The organism is Cupriavidus oxalaticus, from assembly GCF_016894385.1.
GTDB classification, from domain to species: Bacteria; Pseudomonadota; Gammaproteobacteria; order Burkholderiales; family Burkholderiaceae; genus Cupriavidus; species Cupriavidus oxalaticus.
Genome location: NZ_CP069811.1, coordinates 2440029 through 2461832 on the forward strand (window position 1 = coordinate 2440029; position 21804 = coordinate 2461832).

Here is a 21804-nt window from a genome sequence, read left to right on the forward strand (position 1 = left end):
GCAAGCCGGAAGTTGCAATGTTACCTAACAGCGACACCCGCCGTCGAGGCTCACGACGAGGGGCGCGGCGCAACATGCCGGGATCGGCCATCGATCCGTGGCGAACATCCGGCCAATCGCAACGATCTTGGGGGCAGGAATCGGTACGGCGGGGAGTTGGCGAGCCGCTCAGGCGCGGCTCAGAAGCGGATGATCCACTCACCTATCACGTAGCGATAGTGATAGTCAGGGCCGCTGTAGGAGGCGCTGCGGTTATAGCCGGCACGCAGGCGCAGCGACTGCGCGGCGCGCACCGGGCTCTGCAGGCTGACCTCGAACAGGCGGGTGGGCTGGAGCGGGGAGTCGTCGATCTTTTCGCGCCCCAGGCCGGCCACCAGCGCGCCCATCCAGCCCTGGTAGCGCTGGCGCCAGCCGATCGCCAGCATGGTCTCCGAGTAGTGCTCGGGGTTGAAGTACGCGCGACCCACGTCGTCCTGCGTGCTGCGGTAGGCGCGGAAACGCGCCTGCAACGTCAGGCCGAGGTCGAGCGACGGCTGGTAGATCAACCGCACGCGGCCGTGGTCGCGGCGGTTGCCGTCGGAGAAATACTGCTGCCCGGCCACGCCCACCAGCGTCACGTGCGGGCCGATGCCCTGGTCCAGCGCCACGCCGGCAAAGGTATAGGACACGCCGCGGTCGAGCGCGGTCTGGGTCTCGACCCAGTCCCGGTTGATAAAGACTTCCAGCGCGGTGCGCTTTGCCAGCGGCAGCCGGTAGCCACCATCCAGCGTCAGCAGCGTATGCCCGCCCTGGGTGAACACGCCCGCGTCGAAGATCCAGCCGTTGAGCGTGGCCGGATCCAGTTGCCGCCCGAACACGCTCACCTTTTGCCCGTGGCGGGCCCAGCCGGCCTGGCTGTAGCGATAGTCGCTGGCGCGCAGGCCGAACAGGTGGTCGGCGTGCTGGATGCTGGGCAGGTATTCGACCGACAGGCGGCGCGAGCGAAAGCCTTCGCTGTCGTTGGTGGCCAGGAATTCCGGGCCGAAGCCCTGGTCGAGCGCCTTTTCCTCCTCCGCTACCGCCGTCTTTGCACCCAGGGAACCAAGCACCGCGCACACCAACACAAAGCCGAATCGTTTCACTTGGTACCCCAGGTCTTGCGCGTCTTGAAGAGTTCGTCGATATAGCCGAGCACGCTCGCGGGCTGGAGCAGCAGGCTGTAGAAAATCACGTAAATGCACAGGCCGACGCGGTTGCGCCTGACCTTGAGGCCGAGCCGGTCGAACATGCGCCGTTCGATCGTGAACATCAGCACGCTCATCAGCACCGCCAGCGGCAGCAGCGCCAGCGTCATCGGCCCCGCGATCCAGTAGTAGCCGAACAGCGCCAGCACGATGCCGGGAACGAAGCCCAGCGTAAAAGCCAGGTCCAGCCACGGGTACAGCAGGTTCCAGTAGACGAAGAAGGTCGACATGCGCGGCACCAGCAGGATGCCCGGGTGCTGGCGGAAGGCCTCCATCATGCCGCGCGCCCAGCGCTGGCGCTGGCGCACGAACTGGCGCACGTTGTCGGGCACGTTGGTAAAGATGCAGGCGTCCTCGCAGTGCCCGACGCGGTAGCCGGCCTTCAGCAGCGCCCAGGTCAGCACGATGTCCTCGCCGACGCAGTCGTCCCAGCCACCCACCTCCAGCAGCGCCTGGCGGTCGTAGATCGAGAACGCGCCCTGCGCGACCAGCGTGCCCTGGTACAGCGACTGCATGCGCTTGATCGCCGCAATGCCCTGGAAATAGTCCCATTCCTGGCACTGCGTCAGCCAGTTCTGGCGCGAATTGCGCACCAGGATCTTGCCGGCCACGGCACGGGTATTGGGCGGATCCTGGCGATAGCGCTCGACGATGCTGACCAGCGCGAGCTTCTGCAGGTAGGAGTCAGCGTCGACGGTGACCAGCAACTCGTTCAGCGCGAGCTTCAGCCCGGCGTTCAGCGCCTTTGCCTTGCCGCCGTTCCCGGGCATGTCGAGCAAGCGCAGCCACGGATACTTGACCTCGGCGCCGCGCACCAGCGACGCGGTGGCGTCGCGCGAGCCGTCGTTGATGACAATCACCTGCAACGGCGCCGGATAGTTCTGCCGCTCGATGCTGGCCAGCGTGTCCAGGATCGACGCTTCTTCGTTGTAGGCCGCAATCAGGATGGTCAGCGGTGGATAGTCGTCCAGCGGCCGGCGCGGCGGCCGGCGGTCCATGGCCAGGCTGGCGATCAGGAAAGCGTTCATGAAACCGGGGACGATGGCAATGCCGCCCACCAGCAGCGCGGCGGCCACCACACCGACCCTGCCGGTCAGGTCGGACATCCACTGCTGCGCCATCCACACCGAAAAGACGGTCCAGCCCACTGCCACGACCAGCGCGACCGCGAACTTGATGCGCACCGGCACATAGATGCGCGGCGCGACTTGCACCTTAACCCCTGCCATTCTTATCACTTCTTTGTTGTGAATACTGAACCCGTTGCCGACCCGCACTGCCTCACGCCGCCCCCCCGGCGTACCCCTTCCATGCAGCGATCCACGCAGTCAAGGCTCAGGGGACGGACAGCTAACGCACCAACGGGCCTTCCGGACGACAGAAGGCAAGAAAATTCTTGCTATCCGACAGGTGGCGAAGCGAGGCTGGGCATCCAGAGCAACCAGTGGCACCGCCCAGCAATCGGGACTTACCCTGCCGAGACAACAGCCACACGGCTTTCAGCACCGCGGCGACGCATTTTCAGGGGTTCACCCTATATACGTAACGCGAGCATCGTTCTGCGAAATGGAGCGCTCCGGTATTTCTCCCTGCCGGATTTGCCCTGAACCGATGCAGTCCGCACCCGAACGGTAAACACATCCCCCGAATGCGGTAATGCCGTTTGAAACAAAACGAAACAATGCACCGAAACGCGAGCCTTCTGCACTAGGAACCGGCATTCGCCGCGCATTCAAGGTGCACCCGTCTGAAATTCAGTCGAAACCGCCCAGGCAGCCGGACTCAGGGAATTCACTGAATCGAATGCGAAGTAGAAGACGTTAATATCTCCTATCGGAACCTCTCATCATGATTAGGCGCTTCGCCTGATTGACACGTTGGGAAAATTCGGCAGAATGATTCCCACTTGTGCAGCGCCCTTTGGGGTGTGTCATTTGGTGTGTCGTTCCGTGACGCTTTCGGTTGTCACAACAGCGACATATCGAGGTCATACGGATGCAGCAGCGGCAAACCCAAAAAGCCGTTGCCTGCGTTGCACACGGTGTATAACGAGCGTTTTTCGCTCATTTTGAAATCCAAGGTTGAGATAGATATGGAAACCGGTACCGTTAAGTGGTTCAACGACGCCAAGGGCTTCGGCTTCATCACGCCGGACGCAGGCGGCAACGATCTGTTCGCGCACTTCTCCGCAATCGAAGGCTCGGGCTTCAAGTCGTTGAAGGAAGGCCAGAAGGTGCGCTACGTCAAGGCCATGGGCCAGAAGGGCGAGCAAGCCACCAAGATTCAGGCCGTCTGATACCGGTTTAAGACCGGCCCGGTCCGGCGGCGTCTCGCGACGCCGCGCCGGCCAGCAAGCCCCGCAGCTCCGGCGCGGGGCTTTTCTTTTGCGCGCCAGCCTTGCGCCGCTGCCTCCCTGCCGACGGCCAGGGCGCCGCGATGCCCGGGGTGATGTTGCTATAATCGCCCGACCCACAACCACCGCCCGCGCGTGGGCGCGCACCCCGTTGCGCGCGCTGCGCGGGAAGGTACGCAGCGTGTCGAGGAGTTACGTGGCCGTTACTCAAATCGCAACGCAAGACACCCCCGCCGCCGTGGCCGGCTCCAGCGCAGCTGCCGCCGCCTCTGCCGGCAGTTCCTTCCATGCCGCACTGCGCATCCTGCCGGCGCACCAGCGCCAGGCCATGTTCGAGATCTACGCGTTCTGCCGCGCGGTCGACGACATCGCCGACGCCATCGCCGGCGACCTCGCCCCGCATGCGCAGCGCCTGGCCGGGCTCGATGCCTGGCGCTGCGACATCGCCGCCTGCTACGCCGGCAACCCGCCCGCGGCGCTGCGGCCGCTGGCCGCGCAGATCCGTGCCTTCGACCTGCAGCAGCAGGATTTCCTCGCCGTCATCGACGGCATGACCATGGACGTGGTGCAGGACATCCGCGCCCCCGACGCCGCCACCCTCGACCTGTACTGCGACCGCGTGGCGAGCGCGGTGGGCCGGCTGGCGGTGCGCGTGTTCGGCCTGGAAACGTCGTGCGGCCTCGCGCTGGCGCACCACCTGGGGCGTGCGCTGCAGCTGACCAACATCCTGCGCGACATCGACGAGGATGCCGCCATCGGCCGCCTCTACCTGCCGGCCGAGGCGTTGGCCACCGCCGGCATCGATGCCGCGCGCGCCACGCCGCAGGCAGTGGTCGCGCATGCGGCAATCGGCCAGGCCTGCGCGGCAGTGGCCCAGGAAGCGCAGGCGCACTACGACCAGGCCAACGCCATCATGGCGCGCTGCCCGGCGCGGCTGGTGCGCTCGCCGCGCATCATGGCCGACGTCTACCACCGCATCCTCGCGCGCCTGCGCATGCAGGGCTGGCGGGCGCCGCGCCAGCGCGTGCGGCTGCCGCGCGCGCAGCTGCTCTGGATCATGCTGCGCCACGCCATTGGCTGAGTGCCGCACGCCGTTGCCAGCGATGTAAGCCGATGCAAGCCGAGGCCGGGCACGGATCATCCCGCCCGCGCCGGCACAAGGAGTCCGCATGTCGATGAACGAGACCGCCTTCGCCACGACAGCCCCGCCTATCCGGATCGCCGCCGATCCCGCATTCGCCCCTGCGTTCGGCCAGCAATCTGCCGCACAGGAGCTCGACCACGGCATCGGCGTCGCCGTCGATGCGCTGCTGCACCAGCAGCGCCCCGATGGCCACTGGGTCTACGAGCTGGAAGCCGACGCCACCATCCCGGCCGAATACGTGCTGATGGTGCACTACCTTGGCGAGGCGCCCGACCTGGCGCTCGAAGCGCGCATCGCGCGCTACCTGCGCCGCATCCAGAACGCCGATGGCGGCTGGCCGCTGTTCCATGACGGGCGGGCGGACGTCAGCGCCAGCGTGAAGGCATACTTCGCGCTGAAGATGGCGGGCGACGATCCGCAGGCCCCGCACATGGCGCGCGCGCGCCAGGCCATCCATGCCATGGGCGGCGCCGAGGCCACCAACGTGTTCACGCGCACCCTGCTGGCGCTGTACGGCGTGATGCCGTGGACGGCGGTGCCGATGATGCCGGTGGAGATCATGCTGCTGCCGCGCTGGTTCCCGTTCCACCTGTCCAAGGTCTCTTACTGGGCGCGCACGGTGATCGTGCCGCTGCTGGTGCTGAACAGCCTGCGCCCGCGCGCGCGCAACCCGCGCGGGGTCGGCATCGGCGAACTCTTCTCCAATCCGCGCCGCAGCGTCGGCCTGGCGCCGCGCGCGCCGCACCAGCATGCCGGCTGGTACAACCTGTTCCGCGGCCTCGACGCGCTGCTGCGCGTGGCCGAGCCGGCGTTCCCGGGCCTGCTGCGCCGGCGCGCCATCGCCGCGGCGCAACGGTTCGTGCGCGAGCGGCTGAACGGCGAGGACGGGCTCGGCGCGATCTTCCCGGCGATGGCCAACAGCGTCATGATGTTCGACGTGCTGGGCGTGCCGGCCGACGATCCCGCGCGCGCGGTGGCGCGGCGCTCGGTCGAGCGGCTGCTGGTCGAGCATGGCGACGAGGCCTACTGCCAGCCCTGCCTGTCGCCGGTGTGGGACACCGCGCTGGCCGCGCATGCGCTGCTCGAAACCGGCGAGGCGCGCGCGGCCGCGGCCGTGGGGCGCGCGCTGGACTGGCTCAAGCCGCTGCAGGTGCTCGACGTGCGCGGCGACTGGAGCGTGCGCCGCCCGCGGGTGCGCCCGGGCGGCTGGGCCTTCCAGTACGCCAACGCGCATTACCCGGACGTCGACGACACCGCCGTCGTGGCGGCGGCGATGGACCGCTACATGCGCGAACACGCCGCGCCGGGCCGCTACGACGAAGCGGCGGCGCGCGCGGCCGAATGGATCGTCGGCATGCAGAGCGGCAACGGCGGCTGGGGCGCATTCGAGCCCGAAAACACGCACCTGTACCTGAACAACATCCCCTTCGCCGACCACGGCGCGCTGCTCGACCCGCCCACCGCGGATGTCTCGGCACGCTGCCTGTCGATGCTGTGCCAGACCGGCGCCACGCCCGCCAGCAGCGAGCCCGCCGCGCGCGCGCTGCGCTACCTGCTGGCCGAGCAGATGCCGGATGGCAGCTGGTTCGGCCGCTGGGGCACCAACTACATCTACGGCACCTGGAGCGCGCTGTGCGCGCTGAATGCGGCCGGCCTGGGGCCCGACGCGCCCGCGGTGCGGCGCGCCGCCGACTGGCTGGCCGGCATCCAGAACGAAGACGGCGGCTGGGGCGAAGACGGTGGCAGCTACCGGCTCGACTACCGCGGCCATGAGCCCGCGCCCAGCGTGGCATCGCAGACTGCCTGGGCCTTGCTGGCGCTGATGGCGGCCGGCGCGGTGCAGCACCCGGCGGTCGCGCGCGGCATCGGCTACCTGCTGCGCACGCAGCGCCCGCCGCAGGAGGGCGGGCTCTGGCACGAGCCGCGCTTCACCGCCGTGGGTTTCCCGCGCGTGTTCTACCTGCGCTACCACGGCTACGCGCGCTATTTCCCGCTGTGGGCGCTGGCGCGCTACCGCAACCTGCAGCGTGGCGGTGACGATGGCGGCGGCGGTGAGGGCCGCGTGACGTGGGGCCTGTGAACGCGCCCTTCGTCATGGTCGTCACCGGCATGGATTTCGAGGCCGGCATCGCCGCCGGCCCGCATTGCCGCGTGGTGCACGGGCTGCGCGGCATCGCGCTGGAGCAGGAGGTGTCGGCCATGGCCAGCCGCGCATGCCGGGGCATCGTCAGCTTCGGCGTCGCCGGCGGGCTGGACCCGGCGCTGGCGCCGGGCGACCTGGTCATCGCCGATGAGATCCGCGCGCCCGGCGAACGCTACGACACCGCGCCGGACTGGACCCACGCGCTGCACGCCGCGCTGCCGCATGCCCGGGTCGGCCCCATCGCCGGCGCGGACGAGCCGGTGCTCGACATCGCCGCAAAGCAGGCGCTGCGGCAGGCCAGCGGCGCGCTGTGCGTCGACATGGAATCGCATCTCGCCGCGCGCATGGCCACGGCCTGCCGGCTGCCGTTCGCGGCTTGCCGCGTGATTATCGACCCGGCCAGCCGCGCCGTACCGGCCGCCGCGGCGGCAGGCATGGGCGCAGGCGGCAAGACCGATGTGACGGCGGTGCTGGGCGGGCTGCTGCGCGCGCCGTGGCAATTGCCGGCAATGCTGCGGCTGGCGGGCGATGCCGCCGCGGCGCGTGGCGCGCTGCGGGCGGCCAGGCTGGCGGTGGGCGACGGCTTTGCGTTGCGCGACATGCTGCAGCAGTAGGCGCGCCGGTCGAGCCGAACGCCCTCCGAACTTCCTTAGCCGAACTTCCTCACCGCATCCAGCGCCAGGCCGCTGCCGATGCTGCCGAAACGGTCGCCTTCGACGCAGCGCGCCTGCGGCAGCAGTGCCGCCAGCCGCTGGCGCAGCAACGGCACGCTGCTGGAACCGCCGGTGAAGAAGATGGTATCGACGCCATTGCCGTCCACGCCCGCATCAACAAGCAGTTGCTGCACCGTCCTCTCGGTCCTGGCGACCAGCTTGTCGATCGACGCATCGAACTCGTCGCGCGTGATCGTCAGCGTCAGCCCCTGCTCCAGCCGGTGCAGGTCGATCTCGGTGCTGGCCGCATCCGACAGCGCGATCTTGGCGCCCTCCACCTGGATCGCCAGCCAGTGGCCGGCGCGCTCGCGGATCAGCCGCACCAGCCGGTCGAGGCTGACGGTATCGGCGGCGTCGCGGTAGTTGTCCATCACCACCGACCAGGCCTTGCGCGTGTAGACGTAGTTGATGGTGTGCCAGCTGGCCAGGTCGAAATACTGGCTCGACGGCATCGCCTTGCCGTTGCGCAGCTGGCTGCCCAGCCCGAGCAGCGGCATGGCGCGCGCCAGGCTGAGCGCGCGGTCAAAGTCGGTGCCGCCGATATGCACGCCGCCGTTGGCAAGGATGTCCTCCCTGCGGTCGGTCTTGCGGGCGCGCTCCGGCGACAGGCGCACCAGCGAGAAGTCCGAGGTGCCGCCGCCGATATCGGCCACCAGTACCAGTTCCTCGCGCGAAATGCCGGCTTCGTAGTCGAAGGCGGCGGCAATCGGCTCGTACTGGAACGCAATCTCGGCAAAGCCGGCGTCGCGCGCGATCTCGGCCAGCGTCTCCTCGGCGAGCCGGTCGGCGGCCGGGTCTTCGTCGATGAAGAACACCGGGCGGCCCAGCACTGCGTGCGAGAAGGTGGTGCCGCCGGCCTGCTCGGCGCGGGTCTTCAGTTCCCGGATGAAATGCGCCAGCAGCTTGCGGAACGGCATGGCCTGCCCCATCACCTCGGTGCTGTCATCCATCATCGAAGTGCCGAGCAGGCTCTTGAGCGAGCGCATCAGCCGCCCTTCATAGCCGGCCAGATAATCGCCGAGCGCGGCGCGGCCATAGCTGACCAGCGGATCCTCGGCGTGGAAGAAGATCACCGACGGCAGCGTCGGCTTGCCGTCTTCCAGCGGCAGCAGCGCGGGGCGGTCGGGGCGGCTCCAGCCGACGGTTGAGTTGGACGTGCCGAAGTCCAGGCCGCATGCGTTTGACATCATGGATTCCAAGTTTTCCTGCAAGACACCACATCAGTTGCCCGCTGGCCGCGGGTAGCGCTGGTGGGACGCGAGCACGGGCGGGGGCGCCATTGTATGGCAGGCGCGGGGCGGTCCCCGATTTCAGGCGACGGAGTCGGCGACAGGTTCCAGCATCGCCGTGGCGTGGCCCGGCACCGGCGCGGCCATCGACGACGCCAGCACATAACGGTCGCGCCCGTGCTCCTTGGCGTGGTACAGCGCGCGGTCGGCATCGGCAAACAGCGCGCGCCACAGGCCTTCCTTGCTGCCCTGCCCGCCGCGCAGCTGCGCCACGCCAATGCTGACGCTGGCAAAGCCCTGCGCGCCGGGCAGCGCGATCGCGCGCACCTTGCGCAGGATGCGGTTGGCCAGTGCTGTCGCCTGCTGCTCGTCGGTGTGCGGGCACAGGATGCAGAACTCCTCCCCGCCATAGCGCCCGGCCACGTCGGAAGCGCGGCGCGAGTTGTCCAGCGCGTGCGCCACTTCGCGCAGCACCGCATCGCCGGCATGGTGGCCGAAGGTGTCGTTGACCTGCTTGAAGTAGTCGATGTCGATCACCAGGCAGGACAGCGGCAGCCCGTCGCGCTGCCAGCGCGCCACCAGCTGCAGCGCCGACATCTCCAGCGCGCCGCGGTTGAGCAGGCCGGTCAGCGCATCGACGCGCGCGCCGCTCTCGTTGTGCGCGACGATCTGCTCCATCGCCATCACGGTGAAGCCGAACAGGCCCAGCAGCGTCGCGATCAGCGGCGCCAGCATCCAGGCCGAACCGGCGGGGCCGGCGAAGAACAGGATCATCGGCGCGGCATCGGCACCGGCAGGCCGCATGGCATGGTTGAAGCCGGCCAGCTGCGTGGCCAGCTGCACCAGGCTGGCGACCAGCACCAGCGGGGCACCGATGCTGCGCCGCCCGCGCCCGGCGCGCGCCAGCGTGGCAAAGGTGGCCAGCGACAACAGCGCCAGCACGCCGTAGACCACGCGCAACACCAGCTGAGGCCCGCCGGGCAGGCCGCCAACGGCCACCAGGATGGCCAGCACGATGGTGGCGGCACCGGCCAGCGCGCCCGGGTACGCCGGTACGCCGTAATAGACGCGCACGCCGCGGTAGATCAGCAGCCAGCCGATGACGAAGGCACCCGCCCCTGGCGTGCCGAGGTGGAGGGTGCCGGTGGCCGCGCTCAACGCCAGCGCCAGGCCCGCGCCGGATGCCAGTACGTGCCCCGATGCCCACAGGCGCCCCGCCTCGCTCGCGCGCAGCGCGAACACCAGCCCCGCCGCGATCACGAGCGTGCTGCAGAAAAACACCATCATCACGACCGCAATGGTCTGCTGGTCCAGGTGCACGGGAATCCTCAAGGAGGCGGTCCGCCTTGCCGTCAATCCGATGAGCGGTACTGGGGCCAGGGGGCGGTCACGACACGCCGGGACAGGCCGCCGGCGCTCGGCAAACGCGCATGATAGCCCGCGCGCGCCGGCAGGTGGCACCCCCGTCTAGCCGGGGGCGTGCATGGCGGGCCAGTTGTGGTTCCGGCGCCGCTGCCCCGCTCTGGCGGACTGGCGTTTTTATGCAACACCCCTGCTCGCGCTGAAGGATGCCTCTAATGGCAACGGCCGCGTGCAAGCGGCTTGCGCGCCCCACCAGCCCCAGCATGCGCCACATTGCCGCCGCGCAATCGCCACTCGCCGACATGCAAGCAGAATTGCGGCCAAAGTCGGTCGCATTTGGTTAAGCAGGCACTGCATCCGCTGGATAAAATCATGCGTTGCTTACCGCGCCGACCGCGCAAGAATCTCGCGTCAATACTGCATCAATGTCCCGCCCTGCTATTCCCGACCCTGGTATGACCGTTCCCGCCCTTTCGCTTGGCGCCATCCTGGATGACCTGCGCAGCGCGCCGCGCCCGCTGACGTCCGCGGAGTATGCATATCTGGCGCACCTGCGGCAACGCATCGTCACTGGCGCTGCCGACCTGTGGACCACGCTGGAGACCGCCGGCGTGCCGTGCCGCGAACGCCGCCTGTCGCCCGAGGTGATGCAGGCGCTGACGGCGATCGGCCATTTGCCGATGCACTGAAGCGCGCCGGCATCATCACCCGATCAAGAACTTTCCCCACCTCAACTCGGAAACTTCCTCGTCCTGCCCCCGTGCGCGCGCCGCTACGATCGATTCACTTCGATCCGCCGGCAACAGGCCGCGCCCCCGGGGATGCATCGCCTCCCCGCCGCGCAACGGTGTCCAACGCACCGCCAGTGCTCATCCCGGCAAGGGCACACGCATGGCAAATCTTGTCAACAACAGGCGCGTCAGCTTCCTGTCGTTGCGCGCTTTCGTCGCACTGATGCAGCACCGCGACACCGCCCGCGCCGCGCAAGCGCTGGGCATCCAGACCCAGAGACTCCATTACCAGATCCGCGGCCTGGAGGCCGCGCTCGGCACGCCGCTGTTCAGTGTGGGCAACCCCAGCTGGCTGCCCACGTCCACCGGCGTCAAGGCCTTGCCCAAAATCATGGCCATGCTGCGAATCTGGGAACAGATCGAGCCGCGCCCGAGCGCCGGCCGCAACGGCCTGCCGCCGCCGGCGTTCAGCGCCGCCGCGTGCCGCGGCCCGGCGTTCTGGGTCCGGCACGCGACGATGTAGCGCGGCGGCACTCAGCCCAGTCGATCGCAGCGGTAGGCTTCGGTGCGATAGGATGCGATAGGGGGAAAGGAGACTTCCTGAGCGCCGGATGGCCGTCGATGCCCTCCCTGCAGCGGGGCGCGCACGCGCTCCTGCTCCGTGCGAGGCAAGGTTAGTGCTGCATGCCCCAGCGGCGTACGGTCAGCCGCTCCAGCGTGGTGAAGACCAGCCCTTCCACCAGCAGGCCGATCAGGATCACCGCCGCCAGGCCCGCGAACACGCGGTCCGTATAGAGCTCGTTGCGGTTCTGGAAAATGAACCAGCCCAGCCCGCCCTTGCCCGACGACGCGCCGAACACCAGCTCGGCCGCGATCAGCGTGCGCCAGGCAAAGGCCCAGCCGATCTTCAGCCCCGACAGGATCGCCGGCAGCGCGGCGGGCACCAGCACCAGCGCGACATAGCGCGGCCCGCGCAGGCCGTAGTTGCGCCCGGCCATGCGCAGCGTCTGCGGCACCGCCTGGAAGCCGGCGTACATGTTCAGCGCCAGCGGCCACAGCACCGAGTGGACCAGCACGAACACCAGGCTCGTGGTGCCCAGCCCGAACCACAGCAGCGCCAGCGGCAAGAGCGCGATCGCCGGCAGCGGGTTGAACATGGCGGTCAGCGTGTCCAGCACATCGCGGCCGAAGCGCGTCGACACCGCCAGCGAGGTCAGCACGAACGCCAGCACGATACCCGCGGCATAGCCGCGCAGCAGCACCGACAGCGACACCGCCGCCTTGCCCGGCAGTTCGCCGCTGGCCACATCCTGCACGAAGGCGCGCAGGGTCGCCAGGAAGGTCGGCAGCAGCAGGTCGTTGTCCTGCACGCGTGCCACGATTTCCCACACCAGTGCCAGCGCCAGCAGGATCACGGCCTTGCGCAGCCAGCCGTGCTGCCACAGCCGCTGCTGCCACGGCAGCGCGCGCGCCAGCGGCGCGTCGGTGAAGGGTTCGATGTCGCGCTCGTATTCCGGGCGCACCAGCGGCCGGAAGTCGGGGCGGAGTTCGGGCGACTCCGGGAGCGCCAGGGTGGATTGCGTCATGGTGCGTCTTTCTCTTTCCGCAGCCGGCTCGCTAGCGGCCGGCTAACGGCTCGCTGCGCTGCGCGCGCGCGGCGTCTGCGCCTCGGCGGCGGGCTCGCCGAACAGCATGGTGTGGATGCGTTGCGCGGCGGCCTGGAATTCCGTGCCGCCCTGGCTGGCCAGGCCGAACTGGTGGCTGTTCAGTTCGGCGCGCACGCGGCCCGGGTGCGGCGACAGCAGCAGGATGCGGCTGCCCACCACCAGCGCTTCCTCGATCGAGTGCGTGACGAACAGCAGCGTGAAACCCGCGTCGTCCCACAGCGCCAGCAGCTCTTCCTGCATGCGCCGGCGCGTCAGCGCGTCGAGCGCGGCAAAGGGCTCGTCCATCAGCAGCACCTTGGGCCGCATTGCCAGCGCCCGCGCGATCGCCACGCGCTGCTTCATGCCGCCCGACAGCGTATGCGGGTAGGCATCCGCGAAATCGGCCAGCCCGACCTTCTCCAGGCTGTCCAGCGCGCGCTCGCGCGCTTCGGCACGCGACAGGCCGCGCGCCTGCCGCAGCGGGAACATGACGTTCTGCACCACGGTCTTCCACGGCGGCAGCTGGTCGAACTCCTGGAACACCACGATCCGGTCCGGACCGGGCTGCCGCACGCGCTGGCCTTCCAGCCGGATCTCGCCCTCGGCGGGCGCGACGAAACCGGCCACCGCCTTGAGCAAGGTCGATTTGCCGCAGCCCGAGGGCCCCAGCAGCACGAAGCGGTCGCCCGCATGCACGTCGAAGCTGACCTGGTGCGTGGCGCGCACGATGCGCTCGGGCGTGCGGTACTCCAGCGAGACGCCGTCAATCTGAAGCAACGGCGGGAGCAGCGGCGCGGCCCGGTCCGACACCACGCGCAGGCTGTGCGTGGCCATGGTCAGCTCCCCTGCGCGGTGACCGGGTCCTGGAAGAAGTAATCCTGCCAGGACTTCGGCTGGTTGCGGATCGCGCCGACGCGGTGCATGAACGAGGCCAGCACAAGCGTGTTCTGCGGCGCCACCTTGAACTGCACCTGCGGGTTCTTCAGCACGCGCACCAGCAGCGCACGGTCGGTCCTGGCCTTGCTCTGGCGCAGGTAGATATCGGCGGCGGCCTCCGGATTGGCGGTGGCGAACGCAGCCGCTTCGGCCAGCGCATCGACGAAGGCGCGGTAGGTCTTGGGGTTGTCGTTGCGGAATTTCTCGGTCGCGTACAGCACCGTCGACGAGCTCGGTCCGCCCAGCACGTCATACGAGTTCAGCACGATGCGCGCGTTCGGGTTGCCGGCCAGCTCCTGCTCCTGAAACGGCGGGTTGCCGAAATGCCCGGTGATTTCCGTGCCGCCCGAGATGATCGCGGCAGCGGCATCGGGATGCGGCACCGCCACGGTCCACTTGTCGAGCCGGTTGTACTCCTTGTCGCCCCATTGCTTCGCCGCTGCCAGCTGCAGCACCCGCGACTGCACCGACACGCCCACCGCCGGCAAGGCGATGCGGTCTTTCTCGGTGAAGTCGGCAATGGTCTTCACCTTGGCATTGTTGCTCACCAGGTAGTACGGGAAGTTGCCGAGCGAGGCCACGCCGCGCACGTTCTGCTTGCCATGGGTGCGGTCCCACAGCGTCAGCAGCGGGCCGACGCCGGCACCGGCGATGTCGATCGCGCCGGACAGCAGCGCGTCGTTGACCGCTGCGCCGCCGGACAGCTGGGTCCATTCGACCTTGACGTCGACGCCCTGCTGCTTGCCGTGCTTTTCGATCAGCTGCTGGTCGCGCGCCACGTTGAGCAGCAGGTAGACCACGCCGAACTGTTCGGCGATGCGCAGCTTGCCTTCGGCGTGTGCGGTGCCGGAAATCGCCAGGCCGGCGCTCAGTGCGAGCAGGCCCAGCTTGCGGGAAACACGTTGGAACATGAATGAACTCCGGGAAATCGTGGATGGGACGCACGCGGCTTGCGCGCGCCTGGGATGCACGGCGAAGCGAATGCCGCGTCAGCGCGGCACGTCGCCTTCGATGGTGGTGCGGTACATCACGCGCCGCAGGTGGTCCGGACAGCCCGCGGCCAGGTGCAGCAGCGAGCGGTTGTCCCAGAACACCAGGTCATGCGGCTGCCACTGGTGGCGGTAGACGTGCTCGGGCTTGACGCTGTGCGCGAACAGCTGCTCGAGCAGGTCGCGGCTCTCGTTTTCGGGCAGGCCGGCAATGCGCGTGGTGAAGTGCTCGCTGACGAAGAGCGCCTTGCGGCCGGTCTCGGGATGGGTGCGCACTACCGGCTGCAATACCGGCCTGACCTGCGCGATCTGCTCCGGCGTCAGGTTGGGGCGCCACGGGCTGCGCTGCTGCAGTTCGGCATAGCGCGCCAGGTAGGTGTGCTCGGCGTACAGGCCGTCGACGGTGCGCTGAAGTTCCGCGGGCAAGCTATCCCATGCCAGGTGCATGTTGGCGAACAGCGTATCGCCACCTGCGGCGGGCAGCTCGCGCGCATGCAGCAGCGAGCCCAGGCTCGGCTTTTCCTTGTACGACAGGTCCGAATGCCAGAAGTGGCCGGCATCGCCGAGCCCGATCGGCTTGCCGTTCTCCACCACATTCGACACCACCAGCACTTCGGCATGGCCGGGCAGCTGGAACTGGTGCAGCACGTGGACCTGCAGCGGGCCGAAGCGGCGGCTGAAGTCGACCTGCTGCGCCGGGGTGATCCGCTGGTCGCGGAACACCACCACGTGATAGTCGAGGTGGGCGCGATGGATGCGCGCGAAATCGCTGCCGGACAGCGGGCGGGACAGGTCGAGGCCGAGCACCTCGGCACCCAGCGGCGCGTCCAGCGCGCGAATCTCGAAATCCTGGCCGGCATCGATGACGTTGGAAGGTGGAGCGCTCTGCTGGCGCGAAACAGTGGCGTGGGCGATTGCGGTCGTCATGGCAGCTCTGGATTCGGGAAAGCCTGCGCGGCAGCGAATGCCGCGTACAAGCTTGCAATGTAGGGAACCGACGCAAGCACGGTCAACGAATCAAATCGCTGGCACTTATCCGCTTATCGCATATCCATGTCTGGACATTAGAGGCGGCGCGCCATATGCGCCGTGCCGATATCCAATGCCGGAATCATTCGTTCAGGTCCGCGCGCGGCGCCGCTTATCGTTGAGCCGTCCTCCACTTCGAGAAGGTCTGCACGATGAAGGCCCCGCGCCCCCGTACCGCCGCCGGATCCCACGGTACCGATGCACTGCAATCCCGCTTGAGCCGCCGCGACCTGCTGCGCGGCGCGGCGTGGTCAGGCCTTGGCCTGGCCGCATCGCTGTCGCCGCTGTCCGCATTCAGCGCGAGTCCGTCGGCACGGCCCGACGTGATCCGCATCGGCGTGGCGCAGCCAGCCACCGGCACGCCGCCCAGCTTTGCCGGCAGCTCGCTCGCGATTGCGCACGCACGCGGCTGGCTGGAGGAATCGTTCAAGCCCACCGGCACGCGCGTCGAATGGTTCTTCTTCAAGGGCGCGGGCCCCGCGGTCAACGAGGCGCTGGCCAACCGCCAGCTCGACTTTGCGCTGCAGGGCGATTTGCCGTCGCTGGTCGGCCGCGCCGCCGGGCTGAAGACGCGGCTGGTGCTGGCTACCGGCGTGCGCGCCAACATCTATGTCGGCGTACCGCCCGACTCGCCGCTGAAGACGCTCGCCGACCTGCGCGGCAAGCGCGTGTCCCTGTTCAAGGGCACCAACATGCATCTTCCCGCGCTGCGCCTGCTGGAGGCCAACGGCCTCACCGACAAGGACCTGCGCCTGCTCAACCTCGATACCGCCGGCTATCTCGCGGCGCTGTCCACCAAGGACATCGACGCGGCCATCGGCGCCATGGACATCCTGCGCCTGCGCGACAAGGGCGCGGTACGCATCCTCTATTCGAGCAAGAACCAGTCGCCGATCTACACGCGCCAGAGCCATGTGCTCGTGACCGACGATTTCGCCAGCCGCTATCCCGAGGCCACCCAACACCTGGTGAAGACCGCGGTCGAAGCCGCGCGCTGGGCCTCCGACGAAAGCCATCGCGAAGAGGTGCTGCGCACCTGGGCCCGCGCCGGCACGCCATACGAACACTGGAAGGAAGACTTCGACGGCGAGCCGCTGCGCGTGCGGCTGAATCCCAACTTCGATCCCTTCCTGGTCAGCCGCTACAAGGACGCCGTCGAGCAGGCCTATCGCTTCCGCCTGAGCCGTGCGCGCTTCGACGTCGACCAGTGGATCGACCAGCGCTTCCTCAAGGCCGCGCTCAACGACCTGAGCCTGCAGACCTACTGGCCCGTGTACCAGCCCAACGGCAAGATCCTGGGAGCCTGATGCCATGTCCGCCGCCGACCTGTCGCTACCCGCCGCCGCACCGCGCACGGCCCCGTTGCACAACAAGACCCTGAACTGGCGCCAGGCCACGCGCTGGCTGCTCGCCTGGCCGGTCCCGCTGGCACTGCTGCTGGCCTGGTACGTGGCATCGCGCCATGCCTGGATCCCGCCGCAGGTGCTGCCCGCACCCGATGACGTCGCGCGCACGCTGGCCGAGCTGTGGAGCAGCGGCGAACTGCAGGCCAACCTGGCCATCAGCGCGCTGCGCGTCGCGGGCGGCTTCGGCGTGGGCCTGCTCGGCGGCCTTGCGCTGGGCGCCGCGATGGGGCTGTCGCCGACGTTGCGCGACTACGTGTACCCGACCTTCAAGGCCTTCAGCCAGGTGCCGGTGCTGGGCTGGCTGCCGCTGCTGATGCTGCTGGTCGGCATCGACGAAGCGCTCAAGGTGATCCTGATCGCCAAGGCGGCGTTCGTGCCCGTGGCGCTGAATACCTACAAGGGCATCGGCAGCGTGCCGGTGCGCTACCTGGAAGTGGCGCGCGTGCTGCAGCTGACGCGCTGGCAGACGCTCGTGCGCGTGGTGCTGCCCGCTGCGGCGGCGCCGGTGTGGAACGGCGTGCGCTACGGCCTCACGCATGCCTGGCTGGCACTGGTGGTGGTGGAGCTGCTGGCTTCGTCCGAGGGGCTGGGCTACATGATCGTCTACGGCCGCCAGCTGTTCCAGCTCGACATGGTGCTTGCCGCGGTGGTGGTGGTGGGCGTGATCGGCTTTGCGCTGGACAAGGTGCTGGCGCTGGCAGAAGGCGCGGTGCTGCGCTGGCGCAAGCCGGGATTCTGAAACGGAGGCCACGATGAACGTTTCCGCCAGGCATTTCCGTCTTGCCGTGCCGCGCGCGCTGCGCGGCTGGATCCTGCCGCTGGTGCTGGTGGCGCTGTGGTGGGCCGCCGTGCGCTTCCAATGGACCACGTCGCCGCTGCTGGTGCCCGTATCCGCCGTGTGGGACACCGCGGTGCGCCAGTTCCAGAGCGGCGCGCTCCTGGTCTCGCTGTCGGCCAGCCTGTGGCGCGACGTGGCCGGATTCACCATCGGCGCCAGCGCGGGGCTGGTATTCGGCGCGGCGCTGGGACTGTCGCGATTGTTCGAGCGGCTGGTCGGCCCGAGTTTCCATACCGTCAAGCAGATCTCGCTGTTCGCATGGATCCCGCTGATCTCGGTGTGGTTCGGGCTGGGCGATACCGCCAAGGTGGTGTTCCTGTCGCTGGCGGCATTCTTCCCGGTGGTGCTCAACACCTTCGAAGGCATCCGCGCGGTGCCCGCCGACCTGCTGGAAGTGGCGCGCGTGCTGCGCTTGAGCCGCGCGCAGGTGCTGTGGCGCGTGGTGCTGCCGTCGGCGGCGCCGTCGATCTTCGCCGGCATCCACCTGGGGCTGATCTATGCGTGGCTGGCGACGCTGGGCGCCGAGTACCTGCTGGTCTCGGGCAAGGGCATCGGCAACACCATGATCGACGGTCGCGAGAACTTCTGGATGGACCTGGTGATCTTCGGCGTGATCGTGGTCGGGCTGGTCGGCTTCACGCTCAACTGGATCGCCAGCCGGATCGAACGACGGCTGCTCGCGTGGCGCGGCAGCTCGGTGGCGGCGGGCTGATCGGACCGCTTCCTCAAAATTTCTGGAGAGAACGACATGGCGCATGCCGGCACGCTCAGCATCGCTCACCTGCACAAGCAGTACGAGGTCAAGGGCCGCACCCTGCCCGTGCTGGAGGACATCACACTGACCATCGCCCCGGGCGAGTTTGTCAGCATCGTCGGCGCCAGCGGCTGCGGCAAGTCGACCTTGCTGCGGCTGGTGGTAGGGCTGGAAGAAGGCTACCGCGGCGAGATCCTGCTCGATGGCAAGCGCGTGGCCGGCACCAGCCTGCAGCGCGGCATCGTGTTCCAGGAGCACCGGCTGTTCCCGTGGCTGACGGTGGAGCAGAACATCCGGCTGGCGCTGCTGAACACGCCGGGCAGCGCGGCGGAGAAGGACCGCAATGTCGCCGAGCATATCGCACTGGTCGGGCTGCGCGGCTTCGAGCAGGCGTATCCGCACCAGCTTTCGGGCGGCATGTCGCAGCGCGTGGCGATTGCGCGTGCGCTGGTGACGCGCCCCGGGATCCTGCTGCTCGACGAACCGTTCGGCGCGCTCGACGCGATGACGCGCAGCTATTTGCAGCAGGAGCTGCACCGCATCTGGCAGGCCGAGGGCATCACCATGATCCTGGTCACGCATGACGTCGAGGAGGCGGTGTACCTCGGCGACCGCGTAGTGGTGATGGAGCCGCGGCCCGGCCGCATCCGCCGCATCGTGCCGGTCGGCCTGCCGCATCCGCGCGAGCGCGCCGGGCAGGCTTTTTCCCGCGTGCGCGATGCCGTGCTGCAGGAATTCGCCGGACAGGCTATCGCCGCCGAAACCATTGCCGAACCCGCCTGACCGCATTCGAACGATTGCTCACCCTCGATGACCCACCCGCATTTTCCCGGAGCCCAGCAATGACCCAAGCAACCCAGCAAGACCAGGTAGTCCAGCTCGATATCCACCCGGTAGCCGGCCGCATCGGCGCCGAAGTGCGCGGCGTCGCGCTGCATGGCGACCTGCCTGCGCAGACCTTCGCCGCCATCCGTGCCGCGCTGCTGCGGCACAAGGTGCTGTTCTTCCGCGACCAGGTCCATCTCGACGACAGCGCGCAGCAGCGCTTCGCCGCGCTGTTCGGCGAACTGGTGCCGCACCCGACCGTGCCCCCGCGCGACGGCACGCAGCTGCTCGAGCTCGATTCCGAACACGGCGGCCGCGCCAATTCCTGGCATACCGACGTGACCTTCGACCTGGCCTATCCGGCGGTGTCGGTGCTGCGCGCGGTGACCGTGCCCGCGTCCGGCGGCGACACCGTGTGGGCCAACACCGCCGCGGCATACCAGGACCTGCCCGAGCCGCTGCGCGAGCTGGCCGACAAGCTGTGGGCGCTGCACACCAACGACTACGACTACGCGGCCTCGCGGGTGAACGCCAGCAGCGAGGGGCTGAAGCGCTATCGCGAGGTGTTCACCTCCGCGCTCTATGAAACCGAGCATCCGGTGGTGCGCGTGCATCCCGAGTCCGGCGAGCGCACGCTGGTATTGGGGCACTTCGTCAAGAAGCTGCTCGGCTATTCGTCGGTCGATTCGGCGCACCTGGTGTCGGTGCTGCAGGGCCACGTGCACCGGCTCGAGAACACGGTGCGCTGGCGCTGGCGCGCGGGCGATGTCGCCATCTGGGACAACCGCGCCACGCAGCACTACGCCATCAACGACTACGGCGACGCCAAGCGCGTGGTGCGCCGCGCCACCGTGGTCGGCGCGGTGCCGGTCAGCGTGGACGGGCGCCACAGCGTGGCGGTCAAGGCCGGCGTGCGCCGCGACGGCACGGCCCCGGCCAACCAGCCGGCGGACCACGCCGATGCCGCCGCGCAGCGCGCCGCGTGAGTCGTGCCAGCGGCCGGCACGCTCGTGCCGGCCGCATATCCAAATGCAATAAGCTTCCTTGCCTCGCTGGGGTGCCCTCCGTGACCATGGCGGCCGCACTGCCTCGGCAGTGCGGCGGCTCGCTGGTACCATCATCCGGCCCGGCGGAGCGCTTGCGAGCGCCGCGCCGCCGGGCATGTCCGGCACACAACCCAGAGAAGAACATGAGACTCGAAACTTTGGCCGTCCATGGCGGCTACTCGCCCGATCCGACCACCCGCGCCGTGGCGGTGCCCATCTACCAGACGGTGGCCTACGCCTTCGACAATGCGCAGCACGGCGCCGACCTGTTCGACCTGAAGGTCGCGGGCAACATCTACAGTCGCATCATGAACCCGACCAACGACGTGCTCGAGCAGCGCCTGGCCGCGCTCGAGGGCGGCGTCGGCGCGCTGGCGCTGGCATCGGGCATGGCCGCGATCACCTACGCGATCCAGACCATCGCGGAGGCCGGGGACAACATCGTTTCGGCGAGCCAGCTGTATGGCGGCACCTACAACCTGCTGGCGCACACGCTGCCGCAGTCCGGGATCGAGACCCGCTTTGCCGACGGCCGCAACCCGTCGGGCTTCGGCGACCTGATCGACGAACGCACCAAGGCCGTGTTCGTCGAGTCGGTGGGCAACCCGCTCGGCAACGTGGTCGACATCGAGGCGATCGCACGCGTGGCGCACAACCACGGCGTGCCGCTGATCGTCGACAACACCGTGCCCTCGCCGTACCTGTGCCGGCCGTTCGAGCATGGCGCCGACATCGTCGTGCATTCGCTGACCAAGTACCTGGGCGGCCACGGCAACAGCGTCGGCGGCGCCATCGTCGACAGCGGCAAGTTTCCGTGGGCGCAGCACAAGGCGCGCTTCCGGCGCCTGAACGAGCCCGACGTGTCGTACCACGGCGTGGTCTACACCGAGGCGCTGGGGCCGGCGGCCTATATCGGCCGCGCGCGCGTGGTGCCGCTGCGCAATACCGGCGCGGCGCTGTCGCCGTTCAACGCGTTCCTGATCCTGCAAGGCATCGAGACGCTGGCGCTGCGGCTGGACCGCATCACTGCGAACGCGCTGGCGATCGCGCGCCACCTGCAGCAGCACCCGAAGGTGGAATGGGTCAACTTTGCCGGCCTGCCCGACCATGCGGACCACGCGCTGGTGCAGAAGTACCTGGGCGGCCGCGGTCCCGGCATCCTGTCGTTCGGGCTGAAGCAGGGCGGCCGCGAAGGCGGGGCGCGCTTCCTGGATGCGCTGCAGCTGTTCACGCGGCTGGTCAATATCGGCGATGCCAAGTCGCTGGCGACGCATCCGGCATCGACCACGCATCGGCAGCTCAATGCGCAGGAGTTGAAGGCGGCTGGTGTCAGCGAGGACATGGTGCGGCTGTCGGTGGGCATCGAGCATATCGATGACCTGCTCGAGGACCTGGATCGGGCGCTGGCGGCGGCGTAAGCGCAGGTTTTCTTCCCTC

The 21804-nt window shown here is 68.7% G+C and carries 20 protein-coding genes; 12 read left to right on the plus strand and 8 right to left on the minus strand.

What is annotated here, in order from left to right:
- Positions 1-179: 179 nt before the first annotated feature.
- On the minus strand, positions 180-1088 hold the full coding sequence (locus JTE92_RS10580; protein ID WP_157096907.1) for a hypothetical protein: 909 nt from the start codon (positions 1086-1088) through the stop codon (positions 180-182).
- A gap of 29 nt (positions 1089-1117) precedes the next feature.
- Positions 1118-2452 carry a glycosyltransferase family 2 protein gene (locus JTE92_RS10585; RefSeq protein WP_084254448.1) on the minus strand — a complete coding sequence of 445 codons (1335 nt, stop codon included), beginning with the start codon at positions 2450-2452 and terminating at the stop codon, positions 1118-1120.
- Between the two features lie 863 nt (positions 2453-3315).
- Between JTE92_RS10585 and JTE92_RS10590 the strand changes: the two genes are divergently transcribed.
- From JTE92_RS10590 to JTE92_RS10605, 4 genes are all read left to right on the plus strand, one after another.
- Positions 3316-3519, plus strand: coding sequence for a cold-shock protein (locus tag JTE92_RS10590; protein ID WP_029045406.1), 204 nt, complete (start codon positions 3316-3318; stop codon positions 3517-3519).
- Positions 3520-3772: 253 nt separating this feature from the next.
- The gene (hpnD, locus tag JTE92_RS10595; RefSeq protein ID WP_063237322.1) at positions 3773-4657 is read left to right on the plus strand and encodes a presqualene diphosphate synthase HpnD; all 885 of its coding nucleotides are present in this window, start codon (positions 3773-3775) and stop codon (positions 4655-4657) included.
- Positions 4658-4745: 88 nt separating this feature from the next.
- Positions 4746-6800: a squalene--hopene cyclase gene (shc, locus tag JTE92_RS10600; protein ID WP_063237323.1), complete on the plus strand. Its 2055-nt coding sequence runs from the start codon at positions 4746-4748 to the stop codon at positions 6798-6800.
- Complete coding sequence (locus tag JTE92_RS10605) at positions 6797-7477, plus strand: phosphorylase (protein WP_084254449.1); 681 nt, start codon at positions 6797-6799, stop codon at positions 7475-7477. Before shc ends, JTE92_RS10605 begins: the two co-directional genes overlap by 4 nt.
- A gap of 35 nt (positions 7478-7512) precedes the next feature.
- Here JTE92_RS10605 and JTE92_RS10610 read toward each other — a convergent pair whose 3' ends face one another.
- Together JTE92_RS10610 and JTE92_RS10615 are read right to left on the minus strand one after the other, a co-directional pair.
- Positions 7513-8766, minus strand: a complete 1254-nt coding sequence (locus tag JTE92_RS10610) for an Hsp70 family protein (RefSeq protein WP_063237324.1) — start codon at positions 8764-8766, stop codon at positions 7513-7515.
- Between the two features lie 120 nt (positions 8767-8886).
- Positions 8887-10125 (minus strand): GGDEF domain-containing protein, encoded by a 1239-nt coding sequence (locus JTE92_RS10615; protein ID WP_063237325.1) that lies wholly within the window; start codon positions 10123-10125, stop codon positions 8887-8889.
- 497 nt (positions 10126-10622) lie between these two features.
- Here JTE92_RS10615 and JTE92_RS10620 point away from each other — a divergent pair, with 497 nt between their 5' ends.
- Together JTE92_RS10620 and JTE92_RS10625 are read left to right on the plus strand one after the other, a co-directional pair.
- Positions 10623-10856, plus strand: a complete 234-nt coding sequence (locus tag JTE92_RS10620) for an IclR family transcriptional regulator (protein ID WP_232353414.1) — start codon at positions 10623-10625, stop codon at positions 10854-10856.
- Between the two features lie 202 nt (positions 10857-11058).
- Positions 11059-11421 (plus strand): helix-turn-helix domain-containing protein, encoded by a 363-nt coding sequence (locus JTE92_RS10625; RefSeq protein ID WP_063237327.1) that lies wholly within the window; start codon positions 11059-11061, stop codon positions 11419-11421.
- A 151-nt stretch (positions 11422-11572) separates the two neighbouring features.
- Here the strand turns inward: JTE92_RS10625 and JTE92_RS10630 are convergent, their stop codons facing one another.
- From JTE92_RS10630 to JTE92_RS10645, 4 genes are all read right to left on the minus strand, one after another.
- Positions 11573-12484 (minus strand): ABC transporter permease, encoded by a 912-nt coding sequence (locus tag JTE92_RS10630; protein WP_063237328.1) that lies wholly within the window; start codon positions 12482-12484, stop codon positions 11573-11575.
- A gap of 42 nt (positions 12485-12526) precedes the next feature.
- A complete protein-coding gene (locus JTE92_RS10635) occupies positions 12527-13378 on the minus strand; it encodes an ABC transporter ATP-binding protein (protein ID WP_063237329.1) in 852 nt (283 codons plus the stop codon).
- A 2-nt stretch (positions 13379-13380) separates the two neighbouring features.
- Positions 13381-14391 (minus strand): ABC transporter substrate-binding protein, encoded by a 1011-nt coding sequence (locus tag JTE92_RS10640; RefSeq protein WP_063237330.1) that lies wholly within the window; start codon positions 14389-14391, stop codon positions 13381-13383.
- 78 nt (positions 14392-14469) lie between these two features.
- Complete coding sequence (locus JTE92_RS10645; RefSeq protein ID WP_063237331.1) at positions 14470-15396, minus strand: TauD/TfdA dioxygenase family protein; 927 nt, start codon at positions 15394-15396, stop codon at positions 14470-14472.
- Positions 15397-15650: 254 nt separating this feature from the next.
- On the opposite strand from JTE92_RS10645, the gene JTE92_RS10650 reads away from it, so the two are divergent.
- The 6 genes from JTE92_RS10650 (at position 15651) to JTE92_RS10675 (ending at position 21785) form a co-directional block, all read left to right on the plus strand.
- Positions 15651-16805: an ABC transporter substrate-binding protein gene (locus tag JTE92_RS10650; RefSeq protein WP_371136889.1), complete on the plus strand. Its 1155-nt coding sequence runs from the start codon at positions 15651-15653 to the stop codon at positions 16803-16805.
- 4 nt (positions 16806-16809) lie between these two features.
- Complete coding sequence (locus JTE92_RS10655; RefSeq protein WP_063237333.1) at positions 16810-17643, plus strand: ABC transporter permease; 834 nt, start codon at positions 16810-16812, stop codon at positions 17641-17643.
- A 13-nt stretch (positions 17644-17656) separates the two neighbouring features.
- Positions 17657-18454 (plus strand): ABC transporter permease, encoded by a 798-nt coding sequence (locus JTE92_RS10660; RefSeq protein ID WP_063237334.1) that lies wholly within the window; start codon positions 17657-17659, stop codon positions 18452-18454.
- Positions 18455-18490: 36 nt separating this feature from the next.
- Positions 18491-19279 (plus strand): ABC transporter ATP-binding protein, encoded by a 789-nt coding sequence (locus JTE92_RS10665; protein ID WP_063237335.1) that lies wholly within the window; start codon positions 18491-18493, stop codon positions 19277-19279.
- A gap of 59 nt (positions 19280-19338) precedes the next feature.
- Positions 19339-20307, plus strand: a complete 969-nt coding sequence (locus JTE92_RS10670) for a TauD/TfdA dioxygenase family protein (protein WP_063237336.1) — start codon at positions 19339-19341, stop codon at positions 20305-20307.
- A gap of 203 nt (positions 20308-20510) precedes the next feature.
- On the plus strand, positions 20511-21785 hold the full coding sequence (locus JTE92_RS10675) for an O-acetylhomoserine aminocarboxypropyltransferase/cysteine synthase family protein (RefSeq protein WP_063237337.1): 1275 nt from the start codon (positions 20511-20513) through the stop codon (positions 21783-21785).
- Positions 21786-21804 lie beyond the last annotated feature (19 nt).

Bases quoted from the DNA above. Each gene is read 5' to 3' on its own strand.
- JTE92_RS10585 (WP_084254448.1), bottom strand. From the start codon at position 2,452: ATGGCAGGGGTTAAGGTGCAAGTCGCGCCGCGCATCTATGTGCCGGTG.
- JTE92_RS10590 (WP_029045406.1), top strand. From the start codon at position 3,316: ATGGAAACCGGTACCGTTAAGTGGTTCAACGACGCCAAGGGCTTCGGC.
- shc (WP_063237323.1), top strand. From the start codon at position 4,746: ATGTCGATGAACGAGACCGCCTTCGCCACGACAGCCCCGCCTATCCGG.
- JTE92_RS10610 (WP_063237324.1), bottom strand. From the start codon at position 8,766: ATGATGTCAAACGCATGCGGCCTGGACTTCGGCACGTCCAACTCAACC.
- JTE92_RS10620 (WP_232353414.1), top strand. From the start codon at position 10,623: ATGACCGTTCCCGCCCTTTCGCTTGGCGCCATCCTGGATGACCTGCGC.
- JTE92_RS10625 (WP_063237327.1), top strand. From the start codon at position 11,059: ATGGCAAATCTTGTCAACAACAGGCGCGTCAGCTTCCTGTCGTTGCGC.
- JTE92_RS10630 (WP_063237328.1), bottom strand. From the start codon at position 12,484: ATGACGCAATCCACCCTGGCGCTCCCGGAGTCGCCCGAACTCCGCCCC.
- JTE92_RS10635 (WP_063237329.1), bottom strand. From the start codon at position 13,378: ATGGCCACGCACAGCCTGCGCGTGGTGTCGGACCGGGCCGCGCCGCTG.
- JTE92_RS10640 (WP_063237330.1), bottom strand. From the start codon at position 14,391: ATGTTCCAACGTGTTTCCCGCAAGCTGGGCCTGCTCGCACTGAGCGCC.
- JTE92_RS10645 (WP_063237331.1), bottom strand. From the start codon at position 15,396: ATGACGACCGCAATCGCCCACGCCACTGTTTCGCGCCAGCAGAGCGCT.
- JTE92_RS10650 (WP_371136889.1), top strand. From the start codon at position 15,651: ATGAAGGCCCCGCGCCCCCGTACCGCCGCCGGATCCCACGGTACCGAT.
- JTE92_RS10655 (WP_063237333.1), top strand. From the start codon at position 16,810: ATGTCCGCCGCCGACCTGTCGCTACCCGCCGCCGCACCGCGCACGGCC.
- JTE92_RS10660 (WP_063237334.1), top strand. From the start codon at position 17,657: ATGAACGTTTCCGCCAGGCATTTCCGTCTTGCCGTGCCGCGCGCGCTG.
- JTE92_RS10665 (WP_063237335.1), top strand. From the start codon at position 18,491: ATGGCGCATGCCGGCACGCTCAGCATCGCTCACCTGCACAAGCAGTAC.
- JTE92_RS10670 (WP_063237336.1), top strand. From the start codon at position 19,339: ATGACCCAAGCAACCCAGCAAGACCAGGTAGTCCAGCTCGATATCCAC.
- JTE92_RS10675 (WP_063237337.1), top strand. From the start codon at position 20,511: ATGAGACTCGAAACTTTGGCCGTCCATGGCGGCTACTCGCCCGATCCG.